The 11227-nt window shown below is 44.7% G+C and carries 11 protein-coding genes; 9 read left to right on the plus strand and 2 right to left on the minus strand.

What is annotated here, in order from left to right:
• Positions 1–130: 130 nt before the first annotated feature.
• The 7 genes from sufB to A3766_RS28230 all read left to right on the plus strand — a co-directional run bounded on the left by sufB (position 131) and on the right by A3766_RS28230 (position 6525).
• The gene (sufB, locus tag A3766_RS28200; RefSeq protein WP_068513132.1) at positions 131–1579 is read left to right on the plus strand and encodes a Fe-S cluster assembly protein SufB; all 1449 of its coding nucleotides are present in this window, start codon (positions 131–133) and stop codon (positions 1577–1579) included.
• A 75-nt stretch (positions 1580–1654) separates the two neighbouring features.
• Complete coding sequence (gene sufC / locus A3766_RS28205; protein WP_068513135.1) at positions 1655–2410, plus strand: Fe-S cluster assembly ATPase SufC; 756 nt, start codon at positions 1655–1657, stop codon at positions 2408–2410.
• 10 nt (positions 2411–2420) lie between these two features.
• Positions 2421–3689, plus strand: coding sequence for a Fe-S cluster assembly protein SufD (sufD, locus tag A3766_RS28210; RefSeq protein ID WP_068513139.1), 1269 nt, complete (start codon positions 2421–2423; stop codon positions 3687–3689).
• A 58-nt stretch (positions 3690–3747) separates the two neighbouring features.
• Positions 3748–4959, plus strand: a complete 1212-nt coding sequence (locus A3766_RS28215; RefSeq protein ID WP_068513142.1) for an aminotransferase class V-fold PLP-dependent enzyme — start codon at positions 3748–3750, stop codon at positions 4957–4959.
• A 22-nt stretch (positions 4960–4981) separates the two neighbouring features.
• The gene (locus A3766_RS28220; protein WP_068513144.1) at positions 4982–5347 is read left to right on the plus strand and encodes an iron-sulfur cluster assembly accessory protein; all 366 of its coding nucleotides are present in this window, start codon (positions 4982–4984) and stop codon (positions 5345–5347) included.
• 3 nt (positions 5348–5350) lie between these two features.
• Positions 5351–5875: a putative Fe-S cluster assembly protein SufT gene (gene sufT / locus A3766_RS28225; RefSeq protein WP_068513147.1), complete on the plus strand. Its 525-nt coding sequence runs from the start codon at positions 5351–5353 to the stop codon at positions 5873–5875.
• A gap of 191 nt (positions 5876–6066) precedes the next feature.
• Positions 6067–6525: a SufE family protein gene (locus tag A3766_RS28230; protein ID WP_068513150.1), complete on the plus strand. Its 459-nt coding sequence runs from the start codon at positions 6067–6069 to the stop codon at positions 6523–6525.
• Positions 6526–6634: 109 nt separating this feature from the next.
• On the opposite strand, the gene A3766_RS28235 is transcribed toward A3766_RS28230, so the two are convergent.
• Both A3766_RS28235 and A3766_RS28240 read right to left on the minus strand, forming a co-directional pair.
• Entirely contained in the window at positions 6635–7981 is a 1347-nt protein-coding gene (locus tag A3766_RS28235; RefSeq protein ID WP_068513152.1) for a DUF3422 family protein, read from the minus strand.
• A 70-nt stretch (positions 7982–8051) separates the two neighbouring features.
• Positions 8052–9878 carry an ATP-binding protein gene (locus A3766_RS28240; RefSeq protein WP_068513156.1) on the minus strand — a complete coding sequence of 609 codons (1827 nt, stop codon included), beginning with the start codon at positions 9876–9878 and terminating at the stop codon, positions 8052–8054.
• Positions 9879–10244: 366 nt separating this feature from the next.
• On the opposite strand from A3766_RS28240, the gene A3766_RS28245 reads away from it, so the two are divergent.
• Both A3766_RS28245 and A3766_RS28250 read left to right on the plus strand, forming a co-directional pair.
• On the plus strand, positions 10245–10589 hold the full coding sequence (locus tag A3766_RS28245) for a molybdopterin-dependent oxidoreductase (protein WP_082865419.1): 345 nt from the start codon (positions 10245–10247) through the stop codon (positions 10587–10589).
• Positions 10586–11227 (plus strand): hypothetical protein (locus A3766_RS28250; protein WP_197479818.1); only part of this gene is annotated, 642 nt, incomplete at its 3' end. The genes A3766_RS28245 and A3766_RS28250, both read left to right, overlap by 4 nt.

Below are 11227 nucleotides of genomic sequence, written 5' to 3' on the forward strand. Positions count from 1 at the left end.
TCAGGTGGCATCAAAATACCTGACTAAATTACTTGGTTATTATATAATTCGCTAAATTCTATGACACCAGCTTGATAAAAAACCTGTTTTATCAAACGGATATATCTTATTTTTGGGAGAGCTTAAAAGCATGTCTGACTCCGATAAGGCCGTAAAAGACCTGATTAAACGAGAGTATGAGCATGGGTTTGTGACCGATATTGAGTCAGAAACCTTTGAACCCGGATTAAACGAGGATGTCATTCGTCGTATTTCGGCAAAAAAGAATGAGCCTGAGTGGTTACTAGAGTGGCGTTTGAAAGCTTATCAAAGCTGGCTGGATATGGAACAACCCGAATGGCAGCAGGTAAACTTCCCGGAAATCGACTTTAACGACATCGCTTATTTTTCCGCTCCCAAAAACCCGGACGATGCGCCGCAAAGTTTGGATGAAGTCGACCCTAAACTGCTCGAAACTTACGAGAAACTGGGCATACCATTACATGAGCGTGCTCGTTTGGCAGGTGTTGCAGTTGATGCTGTTTTCGACAGTGTCTCTATCGGTACTACCTTCAAAGAGAAGCTTACGGAAGCTGGCGTTATCTTCTGCCCTATTTCTGAAGCAGTTCACGAATACCCCGAGCTAGTCAAAAAGTATTTAGGAAGTGTTGTCCCCCAACGTGACAATTATTACTCGGCACTTAACTCTGCCGTATTCAGTGACGGCTCCTTTGTATATATCCCGAAAGGCGTTCGCTGCCCACTTGAACTATCCACTTATTTCCGTATCAATGAAGCAAACACCGGGCAGTTCGAACGAACATTGATCGTTGCCGATGAAGGCAGCCATGTCAGCTATCTTGAAGGCTGTACCGCACCGATGCGTGACGAGAACCAGCTTCATGCAGCCGTTGTGGAACTCGTCATTCTTGATGACGCCGAGATCAAATACTCAACGGTTCAAAACTGGTACCCAGGTGATGAAAATGGTCAGGGTGGTATCTACAACTTTGTGACCAAGCGCGCGTCTTGTATCGGTAAAAACTCCAAGGTTAGCTGGACTCAGGTTGAGACCGGCTCAGCAATTACCTGGAAGTATCCAAGCTGTATTTTGCGAGGTGATAACAGTGTTGGTGAATTCTACTCTGTGGCACTGACCAATAACTTCCAGCAAGCTGACACCGGAACAAAAATGATTCACTTGGGTAAAAACACCTCAAGCACTATCATTTCTAAAGGTATTTCAGCCGGTAAGAGTGACAGCAGCTATCGCGGTTTGGTTCGTATTGGCCCTGGCGCCGAGAACGCTCGAAACTATACTCAGTGTGACTCGCTATTGATTGGTGATAAGTGTGGCGCTCACACTTTCCCTTACATCGAAAGTAAGAATAAATCAGCAGTCGTTGAACACGAAGCCACCACATCGAAAGTTAGTGATGACCAGCTGTTCTTGTGTCAGCAACGTGGCATTGATGCGGAACATGCAGTATCAATGATCGTTAACGGATTTTGTAAAGAAGTATTTAAAGAGCTACCGATGGAATTTGCTGTCGAAGCAACAAAACTATTAGAAGTCAGCCTTGAAGGCTCCGTCGGTTAATAAGACTCTAAATCAATTAAAATACAATGGCCCCTGCCCTGGCGGGGATGACCAAAAGCATTAAAGAGAGAGACAATGCTAAAGATCGAAAATTTACATGCCAATGTTGAAGGCAAACAAATCCTGAAAGGCTTAAACCTTGAAGTGAAGGCAGGCGAAGTTCACGCGATTATGGGGCCAAACGGCTCGGGTAAAAGTACTTTATCGCAAGTGCTTGCAGGCAATGAAGCTTATGAAGTAACAGACGGCAGTATCGACTTCGAAAGCAAAGATTTGCTAGACATGTCAACTGAAGACAGAGCACGTGAAGGTGTCTTTCTAGCTTTCCAATATCCGGTTGAGATTCCTGGCGTTAGCAACCTGCAATTTATGAAAACTGCGATCAATAATATTCGCCAGCACCGCGGTCTGGACGAAATGAACGCGGCTGAATTCATGAAGCAAGCCAAAGCAAAGATTCAGCAAGTTAACCTAGACCCATCTTTCTTGAAGCGTGGTGTCAATGAAGGTTTCTCTGGCGGTGAAAAGAAGCGTAATGAAATCATGCAAATGCTAATGCTTGAACCATCACTCGCGATTCTTGACGAAACCGACTCCGGACTAGACATCGACGCACTTAAAGTGGTTGCTGACGGCGTTAATGCTCTGCGCTCACCAGAGCGTGCAGTAGTCATGGTCACTCACTACCAGCGTTTACTTGATTATATCGTTCCTGACTACGTTCACGTTCTTGCTAACGGCCAGATTATTAAGTCTGGTGGTAAGGAACTCGCGCTTGAGCTTGAAGAAAAGGGCTACGGCTGGTTAGGCATCGAAGAAGACAAAGCTTAGGGACACGGTAATGACCTTATTAAGTGATATTGATTTCGGTCTAAATAAGTCTTCTGACTTACCCGAGTCACTGAAAAAATATAGCGAAGAAAGTATGGCAGCCCTGTCACAAACGGCTGTGCCTACCCGAAAAACCGAAGCCTGGAAATACTCAGCGAAGCACTTGAAGCTTCCTGAAAGCTTTTCACCAGCAACGGCCATCGCTACCCCCTACCAAGTGAGCTACGAGCTTGATTGCAACACGATACTGATCGCCAATAATAATGCGCCAAGCTATGACGCTGATGCCTTGTCACAAGCGGGTATCACCATCAAAAGTTTGTCTTCTCTTGATGAGAAAGAGTGCGAGCTTGTCGCCAATAGCATAAGTAATTCTGCAGAGCATTTGCTGTTTGCAAAACTGAATGCGGGTTTGATGCAAGATGGCTTGTTCATCAACGTTGCGAAGAATACTCAACTGGGCAAACCACTCAAGTTGGTTTTTCATAGCAATGCTAGCGGCCTGAGCCAGCCACGCGTTTTCATTAACGTTGAAGCAAATGCCGAAGCAACCTTTATTGAAGAACTCGTCATTGACGCCGAAGAAGGTGCTCAAGGGCTTGTTAACAGTGTATGTGACCTGCGTATTGCTGATAATGCTCATGTAAAGTACTTGCGTATGAACCTTGAATCTACGCCAGCCAAGCAAATCGGTTTTACCGGTGTCGCGCTCTATCGTAACGCTAACTTCAAGAGCTACTCTTTAGGTTTGGGCAGCCAAGTGGGTCGTCACGACTTGCACGTGCAGATGTTAGAAGCAGGTGCTGAGTGTGATCTTAACGGTGTTACTGTCACCACCGGTCAGCAGCATTACGATAACCATACCTGTATCGAACATATTGCACCAAACTGCACCAGTAATGAGACTTACCGTTGTATTGCCGACAATAAGTCCCATATCGTCTTTAATGGCCGAATTCACATTCACCCGGACGCACAGAAGACCTTAGGTTCAATGAATAACAAGAACCTTCTTCTTTCATCGTCTGCTGAAATCGATTCCAAGCCCGAGCTGGAAATTTATGCCGATGACGTGAAATGTGCTCACGGTACAACCATTGGTCAGTTAGACGAAACTGAACTGTACTACCTTAAAACGCGTGGCGTAACGCATGAACAGGCTCGCCTGATGCTAACCCTCGGTTTTGTATTGGAAGTGGTTCGGGCAGCCCCAATTGAAGCTATTGCAGACTTCTGGGAGCAGCAACTGGCAGAGCTGTTAAGTTACCCTTTAGATTAAATGATCGCGTCGTTAGTGCACCTGCGTCATAAAGAGCTATCAAGGTATTGAGTGATAAATGAATATTGAAAGTATTAGAGAACAATTCCCTATTCTAAACCAAGAGGTCAATGGCAAGCCTTTGATCTACCTTGATAGTGCCGCCAGTGCACAAAAGCCCGAAGCGGTGCTCGAAAGCATGGCGAACTACTATCATCATGATAATGCCAACGTACACCGAGGCGCGCACACCTTGGGTGACCGTGCAACGGCTGGTTTCGAAGGTGCACGCGAAACAGTTCGTCAATTTCTCAATGCAAACTCAACCAAAGAAATCATTTGGACCAAAGGAACAACTGAAGCCATTAACCTGATTGCTAACGGTTTGGCAAGTCAGCTAGAGCCTGGTGACGAGATCATCGTTAGCCGCATGGAGCATCACGCCAATATCGTTCCCTGGCAATTAGCGGCGGAGAAATGCGGTGCGCAAATTAAAGTACTCGATTTTGACGAGAACGGTGAGCTATCACTTTCCCAAGTTGATGAGTTGATTAACGAGAAAACCAAAGTCATCGCTGTCACCCACGTATCCAATGTCCTGGGCACGATTAACCCTGTTAAAGAAATCATTGAAAAAGCAAAGGCTGCCAATATCATCACCGTTATCGACGGTGCCCAGGCAGTGCCTCATTTCAAGGTCGACGTTCAGGCTTTAGACTGTGATTTTTATGCTTTATCCTCACACAAATTATTTGGCCCAACCGGTATCGGCGTGCTTTACGGCAAAGAAGCTCGCTTAGAAGCGCTTCCTCCTTATCAAGGTGGTGGCGAAATGATAGAGCGCGTTAGCTTTGAGAGGACTACCTTCAACCAGCTACCCTATAAATTTGAAGCCGGTACACCAGCGATATCCGAAGCCATTGGTTTAGCTGCAGCCATTGACTACATGGACTCTTTAGATAGAGAAGCGATCGAAACTCACGAACAAAAATTACTGGCACGTGCCCATGAATTAGCTGCAACGATACCCGGGCTAAGAATCATCGGCACAGCAAAAAACAAAGTACCCGTGATGTCCTTCCTGATTGAAGGATTACACCCTAGCGATATCGGCACCTTGCTCGACCAGCAAGGCATAGGCATCCGCACCGGACACCACTGCGCAATGCCGCTAATGGATCATCTTTCAATCCCCGGTACGGCTCGCGCATCCTTTGCTTTTTATAATACCGAACAAGAAGTCGAGCAGCTATTTGTTGCGCTAGAAAAAATTCAGCGCATGTTCGCTTGATACAGCATTAATAGGTACCATTATGTCTCTGGCAACATTTGATCCGAAAGTTGAAATCACTCTGAGTGAATCAGCAATTTCACATATATCCAAGCAGCTTGAAAAAGCACCTGATAAGAAAGGTTTGCGCCTATATCTTGAAACCAGTGGTTGCTCCGGTTTTATGTATGAAACCGATCTTTGCGAAGCACCTGAAACGGATGACCGAGTCTTTAATATTACCGACTCTCTGCAGCTATTTGTGCCTAACAAAGACTTACCCATGCTGAACGGCACCCAAATCGACTTTATCACGGTCGGCCTGAATTCAATGTTTCAATTTAAGAACCCTAATGTCACAGGCGAATGTGGCTGCGGTGAAAGTTTTTCAGTTACTGAAGAGTCTTAAGATATGGAAAGAGAAGTAGTTGTCACCAACCGTGAATGTGAAGCCCGGCTAGTACCCGCCGGTACTGAGATCATGGTTCCCAAGGGCTCTTTTGTCACCATTACCCAATCGCTTGGAGGCACTTATACGGTTGCAGTCAATGGTAACCTTGCACGCATTGAAGGCAAAGATGCTGATGCGCTAGGCAAAGAAGTGGCTGTATCCAGTTTTGAAACCCCCTCCGATGGCAGCGTTAGTAAAGACCAGGTATGGGAAGCCTTACGTGAATGCTATGACCCTGAAATTCCGGTTAATATGGTCGAGCTCGGTCTTATCTATGACTGCAAAGTTGTAGAAAATGAAGTCAAAATCAACATGACCCTCACTGCCCCTGGCTGCGGTATGGGGCCATCCATGATTGCCGATGTCGAGCGTAAAGTTGGCCAAGTACCGAACGTAGACAAAGTCAGCGTAGAGCTAGTATTCGACCCTCCCTGGAGTAACGACATGCTCACCGATGAAGCGAAATTAGAGTTGGGTATGTTGTAGGCCGCGGTTCAACCCGACAATCTCCGAGGCATACTCTAACTCACAACTAATACCAAGTTCCTGCATTGTCGGGCTAAAGCCCGACCTACATACAGCATGTTAACAGGGTAAAATCACCCCTTAAGAAAGCCTCGATCTGTATGATATAATCCCGCCCTCGGAATCATCGTTTATCACTTTAGGTCGTATTAATGAGTCAAGCTGCTAATCCAGACATGTTTAAAAACAACCCTTTTGGTACCGAAACTACGGATGCCGATATCCTTGAGGCTTTCGAATTTCTGGATGACTGGGAAGAACGTTACGCATATATCATCGACCTAGGTAAATCACTCCCGGCATTTCCTGAAGCAGAGAAGACTGAACTAAACCTGGTCCATGGCTGCCAAAGCCAAGTCTGGCTTGTTCACTACTTTGACGAAGCCAGCAACAAGCTTTTCTTTTTAATTGAGAGCGACGCCATTATCGTCAAAGGCCTTGCCTCTGTTGTACTGGCGACACTTAATGCACGCTCACCTGCCGAAATCGTCGCTAAAGATGTTGAAGCAATATTCAATGACATGGATCTGATGCGTCATATCAGCCCAACCCGAGGCAATGGCTTGCGCTCTATGCTTGAACGCATGAAGAATATCGCTGGAAATTTTTAGTTTTTAACGAACGTAAGCAGAGGGTTCCACCCCTTATATGGACTCTCCGTGCTAACCCGCCAGCGAGCCGTGGAAGGCTCTGCCTACGGTCTACTCGGTTAAGAGCCATTTAATTATTTCCCTTCAGTTTCTCATTTTCCTTATGTAGCTTGCGTTTCATTCGTCCCAAACCAAACATCACAAAACCAATAGCAAAAGGTACTGAAATACCGGTAACCAGCGTGCTGCTTTCGATTAAGCCGCCTGATTTTGCAGACTCTGCGACGTACTTCACCAAGCCAACCAGATAATAACTGATCGCTGCTACAGATAAGCCTTCAACAGCCTGTTGCATACGCAGCTGCAGCTTGCCACGGCGGTTCATGGACTGCAGTAAATTCTGGTTCTGCGATTCTATTGTGAGGTTCATGCGCGTTCGCAGTAATTCACTGGCTCTATCAATTCTGCGCGACAAGTCATCCAAATCTTTCTCTATGGTTTCACATGTTAAGTAAGCTGGCGTTAAACGACGACTTAGAAACTCACTCAGTGTCTGTAAGCCGCAAACCTCGCTTTCCTTTAACTCTTCGAGCCTGCTCATCGCTAAATGGTAGTATGCTTCAGTCGCTGAGAAGCGATAATTTGTTTCCGATATTGTCTGTTCAATCTGCGCAGATAAGTGGGTCAACGCTCCCATCAAACGACGTTCGTCATCAAGGTTTTTAATCTCAGTGATATTCTGAATGATCTCAGCCAGATTCAAGTTCATTAGATGAATATTCGGCCCTGTCTGCTTAGCAATCGGAAACGACAACAAAGCCATCATTCGATAGGTTTCCAACTCCAATATTCGACGCACCAAGCGGCCGGTCTGACAAGGATTCAAGCCCTTATTAACGATCAGAAAGCGCCCCATGGAGTCACTATGAATCCGGTACGCTGTCCAAACCTGTGCCTGTTTATCGCGAACGAAGCAACTTAGTAAGCGATGCCCCTCAAAATTATTACGCATGGCATCTACGGCGGATTGTGAGCTTTCATAATTATGAGATTGCTCTTCTTCTACCTCGACATGCAAACCACTAATCACCTTACCAGGAATCGCTTCCAACCACTCAGAAGGCAGTAATGAAAGCCCTGTCTTTTCAAAAGGTTGACTTTCTAACTGATGAATAAAGGTATAAGTTGAAAACTCGGTATGACGTTCCCAGCGAAACTCAAAACCACCGAAGTCTTGATAGTAGCAAGAAGCTTCTTCAGTCGGTGGATTAACACTATAGCGGGCACACAAGTTACATATATGCTGATATTCCCCTAAACGAAAGTCGACGCCAGTCTGCTCTACTTGATGCAGTACCGATAATTGAGAAACCCTGGCAGGAGAGGAAATAACCGGAAAGGGGCGCGTATGCAGCTCGTTAAACAGATGGTCACGCTGGTCGTAAAAGGTAATATTGTGTGGAACGCTCTGCCCCATAAAAAATCCCTGACTTATCTAAACATGCCAGAACTTTATCATATAGACACTAAGCGTATGTGGATTTATATCAATTTAAGGAGGGATTAGTACTGGCCAGCGCTTTGTTAAGTACACTTTGTAAATCTTCCAGGCGTAAGGGTTTTGCAAGAAAGTGCTCCATACCTGCCTCCAGACAGCCTTCCTGATCTTCCTCAAAAGCATTTGCCGTCAACGCAATCACCGGTTTGTCGTATCCAAGTTCACGTATTTGGCGAGTCGCGTCAAGACCGTTCATTATAGGCATACGTACGTCCATCAGGAGAATATCAAAATTATCGTCCTGTTTTATTCTATTCACCGCATCAAGACCGTCCCTTTCTACTTCGCAGTTAGAGATACCTAGTGAATTTAGTAATGCCTCGAGCATCACACAGTTCATTTCAACATCATCAACTATCAGCACCCGTACAGCAGAATAATCAACATCGTTCAGTGAATTGCTTGCGATATCCGGGTCTTGGTCTGTTTGTGGTTCTTCAACAAGCTCAACCGGCAGATAAACAGCCATTGTCGTACCCTTACCAAGCGAGCTATATACCTGTATATCTCCTTCCATTCGTTCAACAATACGACGAGTGATAGCCAGACCTAGACCCGTCCCCTCCATATGCTTTTGCGTATCATCACCCACCTGAACAAAATCCTGAAATAAACGTTTTTGGTTCTCTTCCGAAATACCATTTCCAGTATCACTCACCTGAATTTTCAACTGCCCATCACCTAGCATACTCATACTTAGCCCAATATGGCCTTGCTCCGTGAACTTTGCCGCATTAGATAGGAGGTTAAGAATAACTTGTGACAGGCGGTTAGGGTCGGTATTGATAAAAATAGGTTCATCAGCACCCGAGATAGAAAACTGAACCCCCTCTTGCACACGCGGTTTTATCAAACGATAGAGTTGACGCAGGCACTGTGAAAGATCAAAAACCTCTAGGTTCAGAGAAACGCCCTGCGACTCAAATTTACTGAAATCCAATACATCATTAATAATTGAAAGTAAAAGTTCACCAGAAGAAGTTATATTCTCGACACGAGCTTTAGCGCTAATATCCTTAATCTCTTTTGCTAGAAGCTGAGCATTCCCCAACACACCATTAAGCGGTGTTCGAAGCTCATGACTCATCGTAGCCAAAAACAACTCCTTACTTCTAGCTGCCGCCTGGGCTTCATTTGTAGCAACTTCTAGAGACTCCATCATCTTCTTATTTAGTCGAATCTCTTGACTTAATTCTTCTTGTTTACGCTTTTCAAGGCTAATCAAGCCATAGATACAGAATGCAACCGTACACAGAACGATTAAGGTAAAAATCAATTTGAGCCAAATCCAGTTTTCTGGAGAACTCAAAGAAGCAGGAAGTAAGTCAAGTTTAAGTAATGTGGCATTCAAGCTAATCAGAACAACCGACGCCAAGGCGATGTAAAAAGCACTTCTCGCACCAACTAACATAGCCGCCATTGCATAAGGTAAAACCCATAAGACGCTTGCAGGTCCCTCTAAAGACCTATTCATAAAATCTACATAGCAGACCAGAATTAAGCTAAGAGCGAGAAAGAATAAGGCCGCCCCTCGTAAGTGTTGCTTTTTCCACATAATCAACAAAGAAACGGGCTGCAGTGCGATCAGGAACATGGTTAGAACTCGCTCCCAAGGCAAGCTCTGTTCTACCATTAAAGTGAATGTCATACCAACAATTGAAAAGAAGCTCAGTATTAACACGAAAATAATGAGTGTTCTGGCTTGGAGAGCTTGCGATGAATCGGCGCGCACAGCTTCAGGAATGCAGGCATCAACAAAACGGTCAAACTTCCCCACAGGCGAGGTGGGTTGACTAACTTTACCCTCCTGGTTCATAGCCTCTTCCGAGGAATCCTGTTTATGTAGGGAATACTTCGCGTTCAATGCTGACGACTCTAAATGAAATGTGTTCACTAAAGGATAAGCGACAAATCATGTATTCGCCATATTTACAGAGAGAGTCAATAGGCAAAGCATTAGCTTCGATCTTTGCTATGCTTATACAAGTAAGAATCGCCTTGCCTTTAAACAAAGAGCGGAAGACAGATCCTATGAAAAATCTACTATGCACACTCTTATTGCTACCTTGTTTTCTTCATGCCGAAAGCCTACTTCCCCCACCTTCAGGTGAGGTTATTCTCGAAGTCATTGGTGACTTAAAGCTTAGCAACACTTGATGGCGAAGCTCACTTTGACCGAGGGATGATTGAGGCACTACAAACGTCAAGCATTGTCACCGCCAATCATGTACTTTCCAAACCAACAAACTACAAAGGTCCAGTTCTAGGAGACCTACTTAATCAACTTGGCGCTAGAGGGGACAGTGTTTTTGTTACTGCGCTTGATGATTACACAGCCGAGTTAAAACGCAGCGAAATAGAAAAGTATGACGTACTACTAGCAACCCATGAAAATGGAAAAATGATGACCATCGATGACAGAGGACCGTTTTTTATTGTCTTCCCCTTTGATAAATATAAAGAGTTGAGAAGAGACCTCTATTACAACATGTCCGTCTGGCAAATAAAATCTATCGAAGTTGAATGAGCAAACAACACAAAACTCTATCAAGTCGAATAGCAACCCCGAAAACTTTAGTTGCCATCTTCGTTCTTCTCGCGCTGATTATTTTGGCGGGCGTAAGTTTTTCTATCAATTCAATTAAAGACATTAACAACGATGCAGTTGAACCTTATCTGGCGATAATTAATAACAATCTCGGGGTTAACCCCAAATTGCTAAAAATCATCTCCCTCATTCAGGACTACCAGGCCGAAACAAGTTCAAAAAACATTAAGAACCTGAAAAAAGGTTTTCGCATTATGCGCGGCAGTATACTCAACGACCTTGATAGCGAAAAAACAAAAACTTTACACCAAGAATTTGGCGACCTCGATAAACTCAGCAAAATCACCTCGACACTTAAAGGTTTTGGGGAGCCGATTGCACAACTCCATGAAGAGAATCATGCAACCAACCTTAAACTAGTCAAGTCGCTACGTAAAAAGCTCGGCCGTTTATATAACAAATGGAACGTTTATAGCCGTAAAGTGATTCAGGAAGTCGAGCATGCGCAAGCGAAAACATGGACAAGCTGGAGCCATCAACTCAAGTTGCAACTCTACTTTTTACTGGTCATCGCCATCACGAGTGTTATCGCCATCGCGCTAATGTATCAATTATAT

The organism is Oleiphilus sp. HI0132 (assembly GCF_001635845.1).